The 19,440-nt window shown below is 73.3% G+C and carries 20 protein-coding genes; 17 read left to right on the plus strand and 3 right to left on the minus strand.

The features are described 5' to 3' along the window. Positions 1-89: 89 nt before the first annotated feature. From ACFVSL_RS16030 to ACFVSL_RS16040, 3 genes are all read left to right on the plus strand, one after another. Positions 90-1,307: a sensor histidine kinase gene (locus ACFVSL_RS16030; RefSeq protein WP_386941972.1), complete on the plus strand. Its 1,218-nt coding sequence runs from the start codon at positions 90-92 to the stop codon at positions 1,305-1,307. Further along, complete coding sequence (locus tag ACFVSL_RS16035) at positions 1,304-1,987, plus strand: response regulator (RefSeq protein ID WP_386941973.1); 684 nt, start codon at positions 1,304-1,306, stop codon at positions 1,985-1,987. Before ACFVSL_RS16030 ends, ACFVSL_RS16035 begins: the two co-directional genes overlap by 4 nt. A 130-nt stretch (positions 1,988-2,117) precedes the next feature. Then, positions 2,118-2,420: an SHOCT domain-containing protein gene (locus tag ACFVSL_RS16040; RefSeq protein WP_386941974.1), complete on the plus strand. Its 303-nt coding sequence runs from the start codon at positions 2,118-2,120 to the stop codon at positions 2,418-2,420. Between the two features lie 100 nt (positions 2,421-2,520). On the opposite strand, the gene ACFVSL_RS16045 is transcribed toward ACFVSL_RS16040, so the two are convergent. Both ACFVSL_RS16045 and ACFVSL_RS16050 read right to left on the minus strand, forming a co-directional pair. Then, complete coding sequence (locus tag ACFVSL_RS16045; protein WP_386941975.1) at positions 2,521-3,771, minus strand: low temperature requirement protein A; 1,251 nt, start codon at positions 3,769-3,771, stop codon at positions 2,521-2,523. A 133-nt stretch (positions 3,772-3,904) separates the two neighbouring features. Beyond that, positions 3,905-5,089 (minus strand): acetyl-CoA C-acetyltransferase, encoded by a 1,185-nt coding sequence (locus ACFVSL_RS16050; RefSeq protein WP_386941976.1) that lies wholly within the window; start codon positions 5,087-5,089, stop codon positions 3,905-3,907. A gap of 136 nt (positions 5,090-5,225) precedes the next feature. Here ACFVSL_RS16050 and ACFVSL_RS16055 point away from each other — a divergent pair, with 136 nt between their 5' ends. The 14 genes from ACFVSL_RS16055 (at position 5,226) to ACFVSL_RS16120 (ending at position 17,946) form a co-directional block, all read left to right on the plus strand. Further along, a complete protein-coding gene (locus ACFVSL_RS16055) occupies positions 5,226-6,422 on the plus strand; it encodes a substrate-binding domain-containing protein (protein WP_386941977.1) in 1,197 nt (398 codons plus the stop codon). A gap of 77 nt (positions 6,423-6,499) precedes the next feature. Continuing rightward, a complete protein-coding gene (locus ACFVSL_RS16060; protein ID WP_386941978.1) occupies positions 6,500-7,255 on the plus strand; it encodes an ABC transporter ATP-binding protein in 756 nt (251 codons plus the stop codon). Beyond that, positions 7,252-7,980: an ABC transporter ATP-binding protein gene (locus tag ACFVSL_RS16065; RefSeq protein ID WP_386941979.1), complete on the plus strand. Its 729-nt coding sequence runs from the start codon at positions 7,252-7,254 to the stop codon at positions 7,978-7,980. Before ACFVSL_RS16060 ends, ACFVSL_RS16065 begins: the two co-directional genes overlap by 4 nt. Beyond that, positions 7,980-8,855 carry a branched-chain amino acid ABC transporter permease gene (locus tag ACFVSL_RS16070; protein WP_386941980.1) on the plus strand — a complete coding sequence of 292 codons (876 nt, stop codon included), beginning with the start codon at positions 7,980-7,982 and terminating at the stop codon, positions 8,853-8,855. The genes ACFVSL_RS16065 and ACFVSL_RS16070 overlap by 1 nt, the downstream gene beginning before the upstream one ends. After that, positions 8,852-9,943 carry a branched-chain amino acid ABC transporter permease gene (locus ACFVSL_RS16075; RefSeq protein ID WP_386941981.1) on the plus strand — a complete coding sequence of 364 codons (1,092 nt, stop codon included), beginning with the start codon at positions 8,852-8,854 and terminating at the stop codon, positions 9,941-9,943. The genes ACFVSL_RS16070 and ACFVSL_RS16075 overlap by 4 nt, the downstream gene beginning before the upstream one ends. Further along, positions 9,936-11,504 carry a class I adenylate-forming enzyme family protein gene (locus ACFVSL_RS16080; RefSeq protein WP_386941982.1) on the plus strand — a complete coding sequence of 523 codons (1,569 nt, stop codon included), beginning with the start codon at positions 9,936-9,938 and terminating at the stop codon, positions 11,502-11,504. The genes ACFVSL_RS16075 and ACFVSL_RS16080 overlap by 8 nt, the downstream gene beginning before the upstream one ends. Then, entirely contained in the window at positions 11,501-12,241 is a 741-nt protein-coding gene (locus ACFVSL_RS16085) for a TetR/AcrR family transcriptional regulator (RefSeq protein WP_386941983.1), read from the plus strand. Before ACFVSL_RS16080 ends, ACFVSL_RS16085 begins: the two co-directional genes overlap by 4 nt. Beyond that, positions 12,238-12,984: a 3-hydroxybutyrate dehydrogenase gene (locus tag ACFVSL_RS16090; protein ID WP_386941984.1), complete on the plus strand. Its 747-nt coding sequence runs from the start codon at positions 12,238-12,240 to the stop codon at positions 12,982-12,984. Before ACFVSL_RS16085 ends, ACFVSL_RS16090 begins: the two co-directional genes overlap by 4 nt. Then, a complete protein-coding gene (locus tag ACFVSL_RS16095) occupies positions 12,981-13,889 on the plus strand; it encodes an alpha/beta fold hydrolase (RefSeq protein WP_386941985.1) in 909 nt (302 codons plus the stop codon). Before ACFVSL_RS16090 ends, ACFVSL_RS16095 begins: the two co-directional genes overlap by 4 nt. Beyond that, positions 13,886-14,659 (plus strand): CoA transferase subunit A, encoded by a 774-nt coding sequence (locus tag ACFVSL_RS16100; protein WP_386941986.1) that lies wholly within the window; start codon positions 13,886-13,888, stop codon positions 14,657-14,659. Before ACFVSL_RS16095 ends, ACFVSL_RS16100 begins: the two co-directional genes overlap by 4 nt. 1 nt (position 14,660) lies before the next feature. After that, positions 14,661-15,302 (plus strand): CoA transferase subunit B, encoded by a 642-nt coding sequence (locus ACFVSL_RS16105; protein ID WP_386941987.1) that lies wholly within the window; start codon positions 14,661-14,663, stop codon positions 15,300-15,302. A gap of 87 nt (positions 15,303-15,389) precedes the next feature. Beyond that, positions 15,390-16,439 carry an alpha/beta fold hydrolase gene (locus tag ACFVSL_RS16110; RefSeq protein ID WP_386941988.1) on the plus strand — a complete coding sequence of 350 codons (1,050 nt, stop codon included), beginning with the start codon at positions 15,390-15,392 and terminating at the stop codon, positions 16,437-16,439. A gap of 88 nt (positions 16,440-16,527) precedes the next feature. Continuing rightward, positions 16,528-17,658, plus strand: a complete 1,131-nt coding sequence (gene ispG, locus ACFVSL_RS16115; protein ID WP_386941989.1) for a flavodoxin-dependent (E)-4-hydroxy-3-methylbut-2-enyl-diphosphate synthase — start codon at positions 16,528-16,530, stop codon at positions 17,656-17,658. A 75-nt stretch (positions 17,659-17,733) separates the two neighbouring features. Next, a complete protein-coding gene (locus tag ACFVSL_RS16120; protein ID WP_386941990.1) occupies positions 17,734-17,946 on the plus strand; it encodes a hypothetical protein in 213 nt (70 codons plus the stop codon). 30 nt (positions 17,947-17,976) lie between these two features. On the opposite strand, the gene ACFVSL_RS16125 is transcribed toward ACFVSL_RS16120, so the two are convergent. Continuing rightward, a complete protein-coding gene (locus ACFVSL_RS16125; protein WP_386941991.1) occupies positions 17,977-19,398 on the minus strand; it encodes an RNB domain-containing ribonuclease in 1,422 nt (473 codons plus the stop codon). Between the last annotated feature and the right edge of the window lie 42 nt (positions 19,399-19,440).

The following is a 19,440-nucleotide window of genomic DNA, read 5'->3' on the forward strand; positions in this document are numbered from 1 at the left end:
CCGACGGCCGTTCCGTACTCCCGGGGGAGTAGGCGATGAGTCGTCGCCGGGGCGACGGCCGCGCCGCGCGCCGGGTCTACGATCGGACCGTGCCCGATCGACGCAGCCCCGAGCCCGGCTGGCGGGGCGGCCCGCCGTGGGCGGGGCCGCCGAGCTGGACCGGACCCGACGGCGACGAGCGCCGCCGCCCGCCGGCCGGGTTCGTGCTGCTCGCCCCCGTCGTGATCAGCCTGCTGGTGCAGGTGCCGGCCGCGATCGGCGTGGCGATCTGGCACGACGTCGGCCTGCCGGCCGGGCTCGCGCAGCTCGCGCTCGCCGCGGCCGGCCCGCTCGCGCTCCTCGGCTCGCGCCGGTACCCCGGCCCCACCGTCGCCGTCGTCGCGCTCGCGGCGCTCGCCGACTTCCTCCTCGCGCCCGACGCCGGTCCGCCGTACGTCGCGCTGCTCTTCGCGATCGTGCTCGCCGTGGCGCGCGGGGCGGTGGTCTGGGCCGCGGCGTCCGTCATCGCGGCGTGGCTCGTCGCGGTCGTCGTCGGGCCCCTCGTCGGGGTCTCCTGGCCGCCGCTGCGCATCGCCTTCACGACGCTCGCGCTCGCCGTGTGCTTCGGCATCGGCTGGTTCGCGCGCACGCGCCGCGCGCGGTTCGCCGCGGCGCGGGCCGAGGCGATGCGGCGCAGGCAGACGGCCGAGGAGCGCGAACGGGTGCGCATCGCGCGCGAGCTCCACGACGTCATCGGCCACGCCCTCTCGCAGATCAACGTGCAGGCGAGCGTCGGCCTCCATCTCATGGATCGCGATGCCGAGCAGGCGCGCACCGCGCTCGTGCACATCAAGGAGACCTCGAAGACCGCCCTGGAGGAGGTGCGGAGCGTGCTCGGCGTCATCCGCGACGGCGAGGCGCCGCTCGTCCCGCAGGCCGAGCTCGCCGAGCTCCCGCGGCTCGTGCGCGGCATCGCGGCACCCGGATTCGCGGTCGAGCTCGACGACCGGCTCGCGGCGCCGCCCGGGCGAGCGGTGCAGTTCGCCGCGTACCGCATCGTGCAGGAGGCGCTCACGAACGTCGTGCGGCACGCCGGGGCGAGTCGCGCGGCCGTCGTGCTCGAGCGACCGGGCGACGAGCTCGTCGTCACGATCGACGACGACGGACGCGGGTTCGCCGCCGACGGCGCCGACGCCGCGTCGGAGGGTCGCGGCCTGCTCGGCATGCGGGAGCGCGCCGCCCTCCTCGGCGGCTCGGTCGAGCTCGGCGGGTCCTCCCTCGGCGGCACCCGCGTGACCGCGCGGCTCCCGTGGAGCGACGCCGTATGATCCGGGTCGCGCTGGCCGACGACCAGCTGCTCGTGCGGGCGGGCTTCCGTGCCCTGCTCGACGCCGAGGACGACCTCGAGGTCGTCGGGGAGGCCTCCACCGGTGAGGAGCTGCTCGCCCTCGTGCGCGAGCGCCCCGTCGACGTGGTGCTCATGGACATCCGCATGCCGGACGGCGACGGCCTCTGGGCGACCGAGCAGATCGCCGCCGACCCGGCGCTCGCCGGCGTCCACGTCGTCATCGTCACCACCTTCGAGCTCGACGAGTACGTGGCGCGGGCGGTGCGCGCCGGCGCCGCCGGGTTCCTCGTGAAGGACACCGAGCCCGTCGACCTGCTGCGGGCCGTGCGCGTCGTCGCGGCCGGCGAGGCGCTGCTCTCGCCGGGGGTCACCAAGCGCCTCCTCGAACGGATGGCGACGGGCCTCCGAGACGCCCCCGACGAGACCGCCCTCGCCGCCCTCACCGAGCGCGAGCGCGAGGTGCTGCGACTCGTCGGCCTCGGGCTCACGAACGACGAGATCGCAGGGCGGCTCGTGCTGAGCCCGCTCACGGCGAAGACCCACGTCTCCCGCATCATGCAGAAGCTGCACGCACGCGACCGGGTGCACCTCGTCGTCGTGGCCTACGAGTCGGGCCTCGTCGCGCCCGGCTGGCAGGGCGAGACCGGCCGGCCGGAGTAGCGGCTCCCGCGGGCTGCTCCCGGGGGAGTACGCGAAGTGGCTCCGCCGGGCGGATTCGCCGCGGCGCGGGCCTCGCGAGACTCGAGTCGACGGTCGAGACGCGACCGCACGAATCAACCGGGAGCATCCCATGTTCACGACCCTCGCCGCGACCGCGGCCACCCACGCCGGCCCCTGGGCCGCCGGATTCGGATGGGCCTTCCTCCTCATCCCGATCTTCTGGTTCCTCGTCATCGGGCTCATCGTCTTCCTCGTGAGCCGCAACCGCCGCCGGTACTGGGCGAACGGCGGGCCCGAGGGCTACGGCCCCCCGTGGGCGCGGGGCGCGAGTGCCGAGCAGACCCTCGGCCAGCGCTTCGCGAACGGCGACATCGACGAGACCGAGTACCGCGCACGCCTCGAGGTGCTGCGCGCGAACCGGCCGGGCGCGTAGCGCAGCCGCCGCGGGAGCACGGCGAGGGCGGATGCCCGCGTCACCGAGACCGGGGCGCGGCATCCGCCCTCGTGTCGCCCTCGCGACGTCGCAGCCGACCTCAGCCCAGGATCTCCTCGAGCGCCCGTCGCTGGTGCCGGTGCCCGACGGTCTCGTAGCCGACCACCACGACGACCGGCGCGAGCGCGGCGATCACGATGCCGAGCGGCAGGCTCGCGCCGGCGGCGACCGCCGCGACGGAGCCCGCGAGCACGAGCAGGCTGCCGGCGAACAGCCCGATGTGGAACGGGTCGAAGCGCCCCATGAGGAAGGTGTAGAGAGTGAAGAGCGCCAGGAGGAAGATCGCCACGGGCACGACGATCGTCGCGAGCACCGCCACGTCGTCGATGTGCGCGGTGCCCTCGATCGCGTTCGCCGCGACGTGCAGGCCCGCGCCGGTCGCGGCGAGCGAGCCGAACACCACCATGTGCCCGTAGCCCCAGAGGTACGAGCGACGGCGGAAGGCGCTGAGCAGCTTGCCCGAGGGCATCATGAAGTACGTCCACCACAGCCCGAACGCGAGCAGCGTGCCGCCGAACGCCACGGCGGCCGCGTCGATCGACCAGCCCTGCTTCTCGACGACCGCCGAGATCGCGAGGATGGTGCCGAGCACGACCTCGCCGAGCGTGATGATGACGAGCAGTCCGTACCGTTCGGCGATGTGGTGCGGATGCCACGGGGTGCCGCCGCCGTGGCGCTCCGCGAGGGGCGGCACCGCCATCTCGCAGACGCCCAGCAGCACCCAGATCCAGAGGGTCGTCGCGAACGGCAGGTTCACGATGATCAGCACGATCCACGCGAGCTGCACGACCCCGAGGAAGGCGGCGTAGCGGAGGGCGGTGCGGCGGGAGCGGGGGTCGTGCCGGGCGATGCGCAGCCAGAGCGCGATCGTCGAGATGCGCATCACGACGTAGCCGGCGATGATCACCCCGTTGTCGACGTGCTCGCCGCCGTCGACGGAGTGGAAGAACTCGGGCATGCCGAGCGCCATCACGAGGACGCCGACCATCTGCACCATCGTCGCGATGCGCACGAAGGCGTCGTCGTTGTCGTAGGCGCTCGCGAGCCACGAGTAGTTGATCCAGGCCCAGCAGATCGCGAAGACCGCGAGGGTGAAGGCGATGATCGCGGGGCCGAAGTGCCCGAGCTCGAGGAGGTGCGCGGCCTGGGTGCCGGCCTGGCTGAAGGCGACGACGAAGGTCAGGTCGAACAGCAGCTCGAGCGGGGTGGCGGTGCGGTGCGACTCGTTCGGATCGCGTCCCACCATCCGGCGCAGCCGGTGGTCGAGCGGGGGGTGGGCGGGCGTCGTCATGCGCATATCGTTTCAGGAATTCGCGCGCCCGTCAGGACGATCTCGCCGAATGGTCCTGAGGGGCGCGCGAATTCCTGAGACGGCGATGCGACGGGGATGCCTCGGCGCGGCGCCGCGGCATCCCCGGCCGGACTCAGCGGCTGAGCAGCAGCGCCTCGCCCTGGCCGCCGCCGCCGCAGAGGGCGACCGCCGCGTTGCCGCCGCCGCGGCGCGCGAGCTCGAGGGCCGCGTGCAGGGCGAGGCGCGCGCCGGAGGCGCCGATGGGGTGGCCGAGCGCGATGGCGCCGCCGTGCGCGTTGACGCGCTCGAGGTCGAGCTCGAGGTCGCGCGCCGACTGCAGCGAGACGGCGGCGAAGGCCTCGTTGATCTCGACGACGTCGAGGGCGGATGCCTCGAGGCCGCCCTTCTCGAGGGCCGCCGCGATGGCGTTGGAGGGCTGCGAGTGCAGCGAGTTGTCGGGCCCGGCGACCTGGCCGGCGGCACCGACGAGGGCGAGCCACGGCAGGCCCCGCGACTCGGCCCACTCGCGGCTCGCCACCACGACGGCCGCGGCGCCGTCGGAGAGGGGCGAGGAGTTGCCCGCGGTGATCGTGCCCTCGGCGCTGAAGGCGGGCCGGAGCTTCGCGAGCACCTCGACGGTCGAGTCGGGGCGCACCCCCTGGTCGTCGGTGACGACGACGGGATCGCCCTTGCGCTGCGGGATCTCGACGGGCACGATCTCGTCGGCGAAGACGCCGTCGGCCTGCGCCGCACCGGCACGCACGTGGGAGGCGGCGGCGATCTCGTCCTGTTCGGTGCGACCGATGCCGTAGCGGCCGTTGAAGCGCTCGGTCGAGGCGCCCATCGACTCGCGGTCGAAGGCGTCGGTGAGGCCGTCGTGGGCGGCGTGGTCGAGGAGCTCGACGCTGCCGTAGACGTGCCCGGCCCGCGAGCCCGGCAGCAGGTGCGGCGCGTTCGTCATCGACTCCTGGCCGCCGGCGACGACGACGTCGGCCTCGCCGAGGCGGATGAGCCGTGCGGCGTCGGTGATGGCGACGAGGCCCGACAGGCAGACCTTGTTGAGGGTGGTCGCGGGCACCCGCCACGGGATGCCGGCGGCGACGGCGGACTGCTTCGCGGGGTTCTGGCCCGCGCCCGCCTGGAGGACCTGGCCCATGATCACGGCGTCGACGTCGTCGGGGGAGACGCCGGCCTTCGCGAGGGCGCCGCGGATGGCGACCGTGCCGAGTTCGACCGCGCTCTGCCCGGCGAGGTTGCCGTTGATGCGGGCGAACGGGGTGCGGGCCCCCGCGATGATGACGACGTCGGGGATGCTCATGTCTCCTGGACTCCTTCGTACGGGTTGCGAGCGTTGCGCTTCGCAGCCTATTGTACTTTCCTGAGACCTGAACCAGCTGTCAGGTTTCCCGAGAAGCATCACATTCCCAGCCATTCACTGTTGAGAGGCAGAACCCATGCGGGCTACGAAGAAGTACCTCGCGACGGCCGTCATCGCCGCCGCTTCCCTCGCTCTCGTCGGCTGCGCGCCGACCGCGGGCGCCGACCCCGCCGCGAGCGACGCCGGCGCCCCGGTCAAGATCGCCATGCTGACCTCGCAGACCGGCCCGCTCGCCGCCTACGGCGAGGCCTACACCGCCGGCTTCGAGGCCGGCCTCGACTACGCGACCGACGGCACCGGCGCCGTCGACGGCCGCGAGCTCGAGATCGAGTGGGCCGATGACCAGGGCAACCCCGACACGGCCGTCGCCAAGGCGAAGGACTTCATCGGGCAGGGCTACCAGATCCTCGCGGGGACCGCAGCGTCGGGCATCGCCACCGCGCTCGCCGAGCAGGCCGCGCAGAACCAGATCCTCTACATCTCCGGCCCCGCCGCCGCCGACGCCATCACCGGCGTGAACGAGTACACCTTCCGCTCCGGTCGCCAGACCTACCAGGACGTCGCGACCGCCGGCACCTTCATCGGCGACCCCGCGGGCAAGAAGGTCGTCGTCTTCGCCCAGGACAACGCCTTCGGCCAGGGCAACCTCGCCGGGGTGCAGGCCGTGCTCGGCAGCAAGGGGGCGGCCGTCGAGGGCGTGCTCGTCGCCGAGGACGCCACCGAGTTCACGCCGTTCGCGCAGCAGCTCATCAGCGCGTCGCCCGACCTCGTGTTCGTGGCCTGGGCGGGCGCCTCCTCGGGCGCGATGTGGACCGCGCTCTCGCAGCAGGGCGTCTTCGACGCCGTCCCGGTCGTCACCGGCCTCGGCGACGTCGCCACGTACGGCGCGTACGGCGAGGCATCCGCCGACATCTCGTTCCTCAACCACTACTTCGGCGGAGCGGCCGGCACCGACGTCGAGGCCGCGATGATCGAGCACCTCGAGGCCGCGGGCGCCGCGCCCGACCTGTTCTCGCCCGACGGCTTCGTCGCGGCGCAGATGATCGTGCAGGCCGTGCGCGAGGGCGGCGACACCGTCGACGGCATGATCGACGCCCTCGAGGGGTGGACGTTCGACTCGGTGAAGGGCGAGATCACCGTCCGCGCCGAGGACCACGCCATGATCCAGCCGATGTACCAGGCGAAGCTCGTCCAGGACGGCGGCGCCTGGGTTCCCGAGCTCGTCGACACGATCGACGCGGACGAGGTCGCACCGCCGGTCGCCGGCGAATGACCATCGGGGCCGGCGGCCGCTCCATCCGGCGGGCGCCGGCCCGAACCCCCTCGCCCGACCCCCGACCGAAGGCAGCCATGACCGACCACGCGATGCTCAGCCTCGAGCAGATCGGCCTCCGCATCGGCGGCGCCCGCATCCTCGAGGGCGTCTCGCTCGACGTGCCCGCCGGGCAGATGCTCGGCGTCATCGGCCCGAACGGCGCCGGCAAGACGACCCTCTTCAACGTCGTCTCGGGCGTCGTCCGGCCGACCGCCGGGCGCGTCCTCCTCGACGGCGCCGACGTCACCCGCGAGCCGATCCACCGGCGCGCCGCGGCCGGACTCGGGCGCACCTTCCAGACCTCGAGCCTGTTCCCGGCGCTCAGCGTGCTCGAGAACGTGCGGCTCGCGGCGCAGGCGCACGCGGGCGGGGCGACGAGCCTCGTCCGCATCCCGCGGGCGAGCGACGCGGCGAGCGAGCGCGCCCTCGAGTGCCTGGCCGAGGTCGGCCTCGAGCACCGGGCCGGCGCCGAGGCATCCGGTCTCGCGCACGGCGAGAAGCGCAAGGTCGAGATCGCCATGCTCATCGCGACCGACCCGAAGGTGATCCTCCTCGACGAGCCCATGGCGGGCGTCGCCTCGGGCGACGTGCCGGCGCTCACCGAGGTCATCCGCGGGCTCCACCGCGGCGGACGCACCGTGCTCATGGTCGAGCACCACATGGAGGTCGTCCTCGGCCTCGTCGACCGCGTCGCGGTCATGCACCACGGCGAGCTCCTCGCCGTCGACACCCCGGAGGCCGTGATGGCGAACCCCACCGTGCAGTCCGCCTACCTCGGGGAGGCGATGTGAGCGCGACCACTGGCCGCGAGCCCATCCTCGTCGTCGACCGCCTCTCGGGGCGCATCGCCGGCCAGCAGGTGATCGAGGACGTGGCCTTCGAGGTGCCCGCCACGGGGGTCACCGCCCTCCTCGGGCGCAACGGGGTCGGCAAGACCTCGACGATCAAGTCGATCCTCGGGCTCATCGAACGCACGGGGGAGGTGCGCCTCGCCGGCGAGCGGATCGAGACGCTGCCCACGCACCGCATCGTGGCGCGCGGCGTCGGCTACGTGCCCGAGGACCGCGAGGTCTTCGGCCAGCTGACCGTGGCCGAGAACCTCCGCCTCGCCGAGCGCGACGCCTCGCCCCGGCGCGAGCTCGTCGAACGGCTCTTCCCCGACCTGACCGCGCGGCGCGCGCAGCGCGCAGGCACCCTCTCCGGCGGTCAGCAGCAGATGGTCTCGCTCGCCAGGGCGCTCGTGAACGAGAACCGGCTGCTGCTCGTCGACGAGCCGACGAAGGGGCTCGCCCCGCGCATCGTCGACGAGGTCGCCGTCGCGCTCGCCGAGGCGGCGCGGACCGTGCCGATCCTCCTCGTCGAGCAGAACCTGCGCGTCGTGCGCCGGCTCGCCGAGCGCGTCGTGGTGCTCTCGGGCGGTCGCGTCGTCTTCACCGGCGGCGCCGCCGAGTTCCTCGACGACGACGAGCTCGTCCACCGCCACCTCGGCGTGCACGACGCGAGCGAGGCCGCCTGATGTCGACGATCGTCCTGCTGCTCGTCACCGGACTCGGGCTCGGCGCGCTCTACTTCCTCGTCGCGAGCGGGCTGTCGCTCATCTACGGGCTCATGGGCGTGCTGAACTTCGCCCACGGCTCCTTCCTCACGATCTCGGCCTTCCTCGGCTGGGAGGTCGGCCGCCGGGTCTCCGACGGCACCTGGTGGGGGCTCGCCGTCTCGGCGTTCGTCGGCATCGCGGTCGGCGCGATCGTCGCCGCCCTCACCGAGTACCTGCTCATCCGGCGGCTCTACGAGCGCCACATCGAGCAGGCGCTCGTCACGGTCGGGCTCTCGCTCGCGACGGTCGCCCTCTTCGAGGGCATCTGGGGCACCGACCCGATCTACACCGCCCGGCCCGACTGGCTCACGCAGACGACCGAGATCCTCGGGGCCAAGATCCCGAACGACCGGTTCCTGCTCATCGCCTGCGCCGTCATCGTGCTCGGCGGCATCGTGCTCTTCCTCAAGCGCACCCGCTACGGCCTCATCATCCGCGCCGGGGTCGAGAACCGGCAGATGGTCACCGCGCTCGGCATCGACGTGCGGCGCTCGTTCACCCTCGTGTTCGCGATCGGCGGCGCCGCGGCCGGCCTCGGCGGCATGCTCGCCTCGGTCTACTACGGCTACGTCTCCGCCCACCTGGGCTCCGTGCTGCTCATCTTCGCGTTCATCGTGACGGTCATCGGCGGCCTCGGCTCGCTCACGGGCGCGGCCGTCGCCTCGGTGCTCGTGGCCGTGCTCCAGCAGTTCGCCAACTACTACCTCGGCGGCACCGGCGACCTCGTCGTCGTCGTCGCGCTCGCCGCGGTGCTGCTCATCCGCCCGCGAGGACTCATGGGGAAGATCGCATGACCCGGAACAAGACCCTCTGGCTCGCCGCAGGCGGCGTGCTCCTCGTGGTGCTGCTCGCCGTGCTGCCGCTTCTCGCCATCGAGATCCCGGGCGTGCTGCCCGGCCCGACCTACACCCCCGGCACCCTGCAGCTCATCGCCTACGCGATGCTCATCGCGGCCCTCGCGCTCAGCTACCGCATGATGTTCGGCCTCGCCGGCCTCCTCTCGTTCGGGCACGCGCTGTTCTTCGCGGCGGGCGCCTACGGGCTCGGCATGACGCTCGACGCCTTCGGCCCCGCCGACTGGCCGAGCGAGCTGATCTTCCTCGGCTCGATCGTGGTCACCCTCGTCGCGGGCTTCGTGCTCGCCGCGACGGTCGGCGCCCTGGCACTGCGGGTGACCGGCATCTCCTTCGCGATGGTGACCCTCGCCTTCGCCCAGGCCGGGTCGGTGCTCATCCGCCGCAACCCGGGCGGCGCCACCGGCGGCGACGAGGGCCTCGCCCTCGACATCGAGCACGTGCCCGACGCGCTCGTCGGCGTGCTCAACACCCGCAACCTCTACTGGGTCGCGCTCGGGGTGCTCGTCTTCGTCTACCTCGTCGTGCTCTGGGTCGAGCAGAGCCGAGCGGGCCACGTCGCCGCGGCGACGCGCGAGAACGAGCTGCGGGTGCGCGTGCTCGGCCTCCGGCCGTACGACGTGAAGCTGCTCATCTTCGTCGTCGCCTCGGTGCTCGCCGCCGTCGCCGGCATGGGCTACCTGCTGCTGCAGTCGGGCGCGGCCCCGCGCGTCGCGACGGCCGACTTCACCCTGACCCTCCTCGTCATCGTCGTGCTCGGCGGAGTGGGGTATCGCTGGGGCGCGATCGTCGGCGGTATCGTCTACACACTGCTCGACCAGCGGCTCACGGCGCTCGCGGGCTCCGAGTTCATCGCGGGGCTGCCTGCCGTGCTCCGGGTGCCGCTGAGCGAGCCGTTGTTCATCCTGGGAACGCTCTTCATCCTCGTGGTGCTGTTCCTGCCCGGGGGGATCGCGGGCATCCCGCAGCGCATCCGCTCGGGGCGCGCGAGCCACCCGGCCGAGTCGGAAGAGGTCGTCGATGCCTGACGGACGGCACACGCTCGGGCGGTGGACCCGCGACCGGGCCCGCGCGACGCCCGAGCGCATCGCGATCGACGATCGCGGCGTGGTCGTGCGGTACCGCGAGCTCGACGAGCGGGCCGAGCGGCTGGCCGCGGCGTTCCGGGCGGCGGGCTACGCGGTCGGCGACCGGGTGGCGACGATCACCGGCAACAGCGCCGACCAGGTGGTGCTCTTCTTCGCCTGCGCGAAGGCGGGGCTCGTGCTCGTGCCGCTGTCGTGGCGCCTCGCCCCGCGCGAGCTCGCGGCCCAGCTCGAGATCGCCGAGCCCGCGCTCCTCCTCGTCGAGAACGAGTTCGACTCGCTCGGCCGGGCGACGCTCGCGCGGCTCGCGCGCCGCATCCCGAGCACCGCGCTCGGTGCCCACGGCGTCGAGGCCGAGGTGCCCGCGCCCGGCCGCGACGGCGGGCCCGTGGCATCCGGGCGCACGGAAGTGCGCGACGACGACGCGCTGCTCATCATCTTCACCTCGGGCACCACCGCGACCCCGAAGGGGGCCGTGCTCACGCACGCGAACTGCTTCTGGACGAACCTCTCGTTCTCGCGCATCGCCGAGCTGCGGGCGGCCGACACTGTGCTCGCGGTCATGCCGCAGTACCACGTCGGCGGCTGGAACATCCAGCCGCTGCTCGCCTGGTGGACGGGTGCGACGGTCGTGCTCGAGCGCACCTTCGACCCGGGCCGCGTGCTCCACCTCATCCAGGAGCGGCGCATCACGACCATGATGGGCGTGCCCGCGAACTACCTCTTCCTCGCCCAGCACCCCGCCTTCGGCGACACCGACCTCTCGAGCCTCGAGCACGCCATCGTCGGCGGGGCGCCGATGCCGCCGGCCCTCCTGCGCACCTGGCACGCCCGCGGCATCGCGCTCACTCAGGGCTACGGGCTCACCGAGGCCTCCCCGAACGTGCTGTGCCTGCCCGACGACGACGCGCTCCGGCGCGCCGGGTCGGCGGGCAAGCCCTACCCGCACGTCGACGTCGCCGTCGCCGACCCGGTCACGGGGGAGCACCTCGAGGGAGCTGCCGAGGGCGAGCTGCTCGTGCAGGGGCCGGGCGTCTTCGCCGGCTACTTCCGCGACGAGGCCGCGAGCGCCGCGGCGCTCCGCGACGGCTGGCTGCACACGGGCGACCTCGTCCGGCGCGACGCCGACGGGTACTTCACGATCGTCGACCGCTTGAAGGACCTGTACATCACGGGCGGCGAAGGCGTCGCGCCCGCCGAGGTCGAGGCGGCGCTCATGGCGCACCCGGCCGTCGCCGACGTCGCGGTCGTCGGGGTGCCCGACGATCGCTGGGGCGAGGCCGGCGTCGCCTGGGTGGTCACCGCCCGCGGCCGCCTCACGGATGCCTCGGAGCTGATCTCGTTCGCGCGCGAGTCGCTCGCCCACTTCAAGGCGCCGCGCGAGGTGCGCTTCATCGACGAGCTGCCGCGATCCGCGGCGGGCAAGGTGCTGCGTCGTGCGCTCGCCGATCGATCGGCCGAGCCGGCCCGATCGACCCATCCCGAACCGGAGGAGGCGCGATGAGCGCGGCACCCCGCACCGCCCGCGGCGAGAAGACCCGTCGGCGCCTCCTCGAGGCCGCCGAGCACGTGTTCGCCGCGCACGGTTACCACGAGGCATCCGTCTCGCGCATCACCGAGCGCGCGGGCGTCGGCCAGGGCACGTTCTACCTCTACTTCGACACCAAGCTCGACGTGTTCAACGAGCTCGTCGAAGACCTGAACCACCGGGTGCGGCAGGCGATGAGCGAGGGCTCCCGCGGTGCGGCGAGCCGCATCGAGGCCGAGCGCGCGGGGTTCGCGGCGTTCTTCCGCTTCACCGCCGAGCACCCGGCGCTCTACCGCGTCGTGCGCGAGGCCGAGCTCGTCTCGCCCGACGCCCTCCGGCTGCACTACTCGCGCATCGTCGAGGGCTACATCGACGGGCTCCGCGACGCCGCGGAGGAGGGCGAGATCGGCGACATCGACCCGACCGTCGCCGCGTGGGCGCTCATGGGCGTCGGCGAGATGATCGGCATGCGCTGGGTGCTCTGGGGCGACGGCGACGCCGCGCCCGGCGACCCGGCCGACCCGACGGCGAGCGGCACCCGCGAGGTGCCGGCGCACGTGCTCGACGAGATGATGCGCTTCATCGCCGGTGCGCTCGGGCGCCCCGCGCTCGCACCGGATGAGCGATCCGCGTCAGACCGGGCCGGTGCGCTCGGGCGCCCCGCGCTCGCAACGGACCCGCGGCCCGCCGCGGACGACAAGGAGGAATCGTGACCGACCTTTCAGGGCGACGCGCCGTCGTCACCGGGGGAGCGAGCGGCATCGGCGAGGCCTGCGCACGCGCGTTCGCCGCCGCGGGCGCGCACGTCGTGATCGCCGACCTCAACGCGGAGGCGGCCGAGCGGGTCGCGAGCGAGCTCGGCGGCGAGGCCTGGGCGGTCGACCTCGGCGACACCGCCGCGCTCGCCGGGCGCTCGCTCGACGCCGACATCCTCGTGAACAACGCCGGCATCCAGCACGTGCGGCCCATCGAGGACTTCGAGCCCGAGCGCTTCGCCCTCATCATGCGGCTCATGCTCGAGTCGCCGTTCCTCCTCATCCGGGCCGTGCTGCCCGGCATGTACGAGCGCGGCTTCGGCCGCGTCATCAACGTCTCGAGCGTGCACGGACTGCGCGCCTCGCCGTTCAAGTCGGCGTACGTCGCCGCCAAGCACGGCCTCGAGGGCCTCTCGAAGGTGACCGCGCTCGAAGGCGGCCCGCACGGCGTCACCTCGAACTGCATCAACCCCGGCTACGTGCGCACGCCGCTCGTCGAGAAGCAGGTCGCCGATCAGGCGCGCGTGCACGGCATCCCCGAGTCCGAGGTGCTGCCGAAGATCATGCTCACCGAGTCGGCGATCAAGCGGCTCGTCGAGCCCGCCGAGGTCGCGAGCCTCGCGCTCTGGCTCGCCGGGCCCGACGCCGGCATGGTGACGGGCGCGAGCTACACGATGGACGGCGGATGGAGCGCACGATGAACGTCACCGGCGTCACCGCGGTCGCCGCGCCGGTCGCCGGCGGGCTGCTCGCCGGCGGCCAGTGGCACGAGGATGCTCCGGGGCTGCCCGTGCTCGCGGTGCACGGCATCACCGCGAGCCACCGCAACTGGGACCTCTTCGCCGAGGCCGTGCCCGAGCGCCGCATCGTCGCACCCGACCTCCGCGGGCGGGGCCGCAGCAGCGTGCTGCCCGCGCCCTACGGCCTCGAGCAGCACGCCGACGACCTCGCGGCCTTCCTCGACGCGCTCGGCATCGAGCGGGCGTACGTCGTCGGCCACTCGATGGGCGCCTTCGTCTCGGTGCGCCTCGCCGAACGCCACCCCGAGCGGGTCGCGGGGCTCGCGCTCGTCGACGGCGGGCTGCCCGTGCCGAGCCCCGATGGCGTCGCCGCCGCGGAGCTGCCGAAGCTGCTGCTCGGGCCGGCGCTCGAGCGGCTCTCGATGACCTTCGCGGATCGAGCGGCCTACCTCGACTTCTGGCGGCGGCATCCGGCCCTCGGACCGTACTGGAACGAGGCGATCGAGGCGTACGTCGACTACGACCTCGACGGGCGCGAACCCGAGCTCCGCAGCTCGGCGAACGCCGAGGCCGTCGCCGTGAACGCCGTCGAGCTCGACGGCCGCGGCGGCTACACCGCCGCCCTCGAGGCGCTGCCCGGGCCGGTCGACGTGTTCCGCGCTCCGCGGGGGCTCCTCGACGCGGACCCGCTCTACCCCGAGGCGCTCGTCGCCGAGTGGGCCGCGCGGGTGCCAGCGCTCGTCACCCACGAGGTCGCCGACGTCAACCACTACACGATCCTCATGACCGAGGGCGGCACGGGTAGCGTGATCCCTGTGATCCGCGCCCGCATGGAGGCCGCCGACACACAGGAAGGTGCAACGTGACACTCGACAAAGTCGTCGGGTCCGCCCAAGAAGCGGTCGCCGACATCCCCTCAGGAGCAAGTCTCGCCGTCGGCGGGTTCGGGCTCTGCGGCATCCCGATGGTGCTCATCCAGGCGCTGCTCGATGCCGGAGTCGACGGGCTCTCCGTCGTCTCGAACAACTGCGGCGTCGACGACTGGGGGCTCGGCGTGCTGCTCGCGAAGCAGCGCATCGCCAAGATGACCTCCTCGTACGTCGGCGAGAACAAGGAGTTCGAGCGCCAGTACCTCTCTGGCGAGCTCGAGCTCGAGCTCACCCCGCAGGGCACGCTCGCCGAGAAGCTCCGCGCCGGCGGATCGGGCATCGCCGCGTTCTTCACCCAGACGGGCGTCGGCACGCAGGTCGCCGAGGGCGGGCTGCCCCGCCGCTATCACGCCGACGGCACGATCGCCGTCGCGAGCCCCGAGAAGCCGGTGCAGACCTTCGAGTTCGCGGGCTCGCCGCGCGAGTTCGTGCTCGAGGAGGCGATCACCACCGACTTCGCCCTCGTGCACGCCCTGAAGGGCGACCGCCACGGCAACCTCGTGTTCGACAAGTCGGCCCGCAACTTCTCGCCGCTCGCGGCCATGGCCGGCCGCATCTGCGTCGCCCAGGTCGAGGAGCTCGTCGAACCGGGCGAGCTCGACCCCGACGCCGTGCACCTGCCGGGCGTCTACGTCGATCGCGTCGTCGTCGTCGGCCCCGACATCGAGAAGCGCATCGAACGCCGCACCGTGCGAGAGGGGAACTGACATGGCGCTCACCAGACTCGAGATGGCGGCCCGTGCCGCCCGCGAGCTCGCCGACGGCTCCTACGTGAACCTCGGCATCGGCCTGCCCACCCTCGTGCCCAACTACGTGCCCGACGACGTCACCGTCGTGCTGCAGTCCGAGAACGGCATCCTCGGCGTCGGCCCGTACCCGACGGAGGACGCCGTCGACCCCGACCTCATCAACGCCGGCAAGGAGACCGTGACGGTGCTGCCCGGCGCCGCGTACTTCGACTCGGCGACGAGCTTCGGCATGATCCGCGGCGGCAAGATCGACGCGGCCATCCTCGGCGCCATGCAGGTATCGGCCGCGGGCGACCTCGCCAACTGGATGATCCCCGGGAAGATGGTGAAGGGGCCCGGCGGCGCGATGGACCTCGTGCACGGCGCCCGCAAGGTCATCGTGCTCATGGAGCACGTCGCCAAGGACGGCACGCCGAAGATCGTGCACGAGTGCTCGTTGCCGCTCACCGGCCGCGGGGTCGTGCACCGCATCATCACCGACCTCGCCGTCATCGACGTCACGCCCGAGGGGCTGAAGCTCGTCGAGCTCGCACCCGGCGTCACCGCCGACGAGGTCGTCGCCGCGACCGAACCCCCGCTCGACACCGCCGGGCTCGCGTAGCCCGCGGCCCCCAGCGCATCACCCGAGGCCCGGTGCGGGCCGACCCGGCCCGCACCGAGCCTTCGACGACCCCGGAAAGGCCCAGCAATGATCGACACCCTCCTCCCCGGCATCGAGTCCGCGACCGTCCTGACGCCCCGCCTCCGCGCCGGCGTGCTGCGACGGCGGTCCGACGACGCATCGGCGACCGTGGTCCTCGTGCACGGCAACGTCTCCTCCTCGCTGTTCTGGCAGCCGATCATGCTGGCGCTTCCCGCCGACGTCGATGCGATCGCGATCGACCTCCGCGGGTTCGGGGCGAGCGAGAAGCTGCCGGTCGACGCGAGCCGTGGCGTCCGCGACTTCTCCGACGACGTCGCGAGCGTGATCGACGCCCTCGGGATCGGCGCCGTGCACCTCGTCGGCTGGAGCATGGGCGGCGGGGTCGTCATGCAGCTCCTGCTCGACCGCCCCGAGCTCGTCGCGAGCCTCACGCTGCAGTCGACGGTGTCGCCCTACGGCTTCGGCGGCACGGCCGCCGACGGCTCGCTGCTCGTCGCGGATGCCGCGGGCACGGGCGGCGGCGGCGCGAACCCCGACTTCGTGGCGCGGCTCGAGGCCGGCGACCGCACCGAGGAGGCCGGAGCCTCGCCGCTCGCCGTCTACCGCTCGAGCTACGTCGCGCCCGGCTTCTCCTCCGAGTTCGAGGCGATCTGGGTCGAGTCGATGCTCTCGACGGCGACCGGGCTCGACAACTACCCGGGCGACGCGACCGCCTCCGAGAACTGGCCGGGCTTCGCCCCCGGCGGGCGCGGCGTGCTGAACACGATGGCGCCGACGAACTTCGACACCTCCGCGATCGTCGACCTCGACCCGAAGCCGCCCGTGCTCTGGGTGCACGGCGCGCAGGACGCGATCGTCGGCGACGCCTCGTTCTTCGACCTCAACCAGCTCGGCAAGGCGGGCATCATCCCCGGCTGGCCCGGCGACGAGGTCGCCCCGCCGCAGCCGATGGTGTCGCAGACCCGTGCAGTGCTCGCCCGCTACGCGGCAGGCGGCGGCGCCGTCACCGAGCTCGAGCTCGATGGCTGCGGCCACTCGCCGCACCTGGAGCACCCCGAGGCGTTCCTGCGCGCACTGCTCGCCCTCGTCCGCTGACGCCCGCGCCGACCAGCCCGTCCCGGCTCGCAGCCGACGGCCCGCCGAGCGCAACTACACTTGAGTCGTGCCTGCTGTGAATCTCGGAATGCCGAAAATCCCCGAAGTCCTGGCCCCGCGACGCAAGTCCCGCCAGATCAAGGTGGGCAAGGTGCTCGTCGGCGGCGACGCCCAGGTCAGCGTGCAGTCGATGACGACGACGCCCACCACGAACATCAACGCGACCCTGCAGCAGATCGCCGAGCTCACGGCCTCGGGCTGCGACATCGTGCGGGTGGCCGTGCCGAGCCGCGACGACGCCGAGGCGCTGCCGATCATCGCGAAGAAGAGCCAGATCCCGGTCATCGCCGACATCCACTTCCAGCCGAACTACGTGTACGCCGCGATCGACGCGGGGTGCGCGGCGGTGCGCGTGAACCCGGGCAACATCCGCAAGTTCGACGACCAGGTCGGCGAGATCGCCCGCCGCGCGAAGGAGGCGGGCGTCTCGCTGCGCATCGGCGTCAACGCCGGCTCCCTCGATCCGCGACTGCTGCAGAAGTACGGCAAGGCGACGCCCGAGGCGCTCGTCGAGTCGGCCGTGTGGGAGGCCTCGCTCTTCGAGGAGCACGACTTCCACGACTTCAAGATCTCGGTGAAGCACAACGATCCCATCGTCATGGTGAAGGCGTACCGCATGCTCGCCGAGCGGGGCGACTGGCCGCTGCACCTCGGCGTCACCGAGGCCGGCCCCGCCTTCCAGGGCACGATCAAGTCGGCGACCGCGTTCGGCATCCTGCTCGGCGAGGGCATCGGCGACACCATCCGCGTCTCGCTGAGCGCCCCGCCCGTCGAAGAGGTGAAGGTCGGCCTGCAGATCCTGCAGTCGCTGAACCTCCGCGAACGCAAGCTCGAGATCGTCTCGTGCCCCTCGTGCGGCCGCGCCCAGGTCGACGTGTACAAGCTCGCGAACGACGTCACCGAGGGGCTCGAGGGCATGAGCGTGCCGCTCCGCGTCGCCGTCATGGGCTGCGTCGTCAACGGCCCCGGCGAGGCGCGCGAGGCCGACCTCGGCGTCGCCTCGGGCAACGGCAAGGGCCAGATCTTCGTGAAGGGCGAGGTCATCAAGACCGTGCCCGAGGCCGAGATCGTCGCGACGCTCATCGCCGAGGCGAACCGCATCGCCGACGAGATGGGCTCGGACGCCCCGGTCGGCACGCCGACCGTCGTCACCCCGTAGCCGCGGCCGCCCTGCGCGAGTAGGGTGTGCGCGCACGGATGCCTCGACGGCATCCGCCGGCGAGAGGAGACCGCGATGAACAGCGGCGGCGGCGAGTTCGAGTATCCCGACACGGCGGGCTACCCCGACGGAATGGGCACGCTCCACGAGGGCGTCGACGACGATCGTGACGCCGAGGGCGACGTCGAGGACGCCGAGGACGCCGAGGACGACGAGGCGGCGGCGGCGACCGAGGGCGACCTCGAGCGCTTTGCCCTCGAAGACGAGGAGGACGTCGAGGGCGTCTGAGCCGGTCGCCGGCCGATCGGCGGGCGGGCCTCAGGCCGCGGTGAAGCGCACCGAGCCGTCGGCGATGTCGGCGGCCTCCAGCACGACCTCGATCGTGCCGCCCGCCCGGGCGCCGTCGGGTGCGGGGCAGCTCGCCGTCACCGCGGGCGTCTCGAGCTGGAACACCGCGCGCTCGCCCCGCAGCTCGAGCACCGTCGCCGTGAACCGCTCGCCGACGCGGTCGTGGAGGAGGGCCGCCTCCACCCGCGCGATCGACCCCGAGTCGAGCTGGGCGGCGCGCTGGGCCGAGGCGGCCATGATCGGCGGCAGCCCGGGGAGCGAGTCGCGCACCCACGCCGGCACCTCGCGCCCGGCGGCCACCGCCGCGCAGACGACGAGCCCCCAGCGGTCGACGAGCCGGCGGATGGGCGCGGTGACGTGCGCGTACGGCGCCGCGAGGGCCGCCTGCAGGGTCTCGGCGGGCACGGTGCCGTCGAAGGCGACGTAGCCGGCGCCGCGGAAGAGGCCGCTCGCGATCTGCAGCACGGCGAGGGCGAGCGGGTCGGCGCGGTCGAGGCCGCGCAGGTACTCGCCGTACGAGAGGTCGCCGGGCCAGGGGCATCCGAGCGCCTCGGTCTGCCGGCGGAACGCGGCGAGCCGCTCGTCGTCGGGCGCGGGCATCGTGCGCAGCACCCCGACCCGGGCGTCGAGCATCATCGAGGCCGCCGACATGCCCGTCATGAGCGAGAGCTGGGCGTTCCAGTCCTCGACGGGCAGGGGGGTGCGCCGCAGCAGGTCGTAGCCCCCGTCGCTGCGCACGATCTCCTCGTCGGGCGTGTTGAGGCTCGCGCCGCCGCGGATCCGTTCCTGCTCGACCCGGGCGCGGCCGATCTCGCCGAGGAGCGCGACGGGCGCGTCGGCGTCGCCGGCGTCGATGAGCGCCTGCGCCTCGCGGTAGTCGAGGCGCGCCCGCGACCTGATCAGAGCGCGTTCGAGGCGGGTGCTCGCGATCGTGCCGTCGCCGGCGAGCTCGAAGCGCCAGACGAAGGCCGCACGGTCGGCGTCCGGCAGCAGGGAGGCGCGGTCGTCGCCGATGACCGGCGGATGCAGCGGGATCCGGCCGTCGGCGGCGTAGAGCGTCTGCCCGCGCTCGCGGGCCGCGCGGTCGACGGCGCCGCCCGGCGCGACGAACGCCGGCACGTCGGCGATCGCGTAGTGCACGACGTAGCCGTCGCCGCGCCGGGCGAGGTGCATCGCCTGGTCGAGGTCGGTCGAGCCGGAGGGGTCGATCGTCGCGAAGGGGAGGTCGCGGAGGTCGGCTGCGGGTGCGGCCGGCGACGCCGCCTCGGCCTCGGCGAGCACCTCGGGGGCGAACTCCTCGGGCAGTTCGAGCGAGGCGCGGAGCGCGGCGAGCGACTCGGCCAGCTCGCTCTGCGCGACGGAGTCCGTGAGATGCGGGCGGCGGGCTGGCATGGGCCAAGCCTACGAGGCGCGCACGAGCCGGATGCCCCGCCG

The sequence above is a fragment of the Agromyces sp. NPDC058064 genome (genome assembly GCF_042885275.1).
Lineage (GTDB): Bacteria > Actinomycetota > Actinomycetes > Actinomycetales > Microbacteriaceae > Agromyces.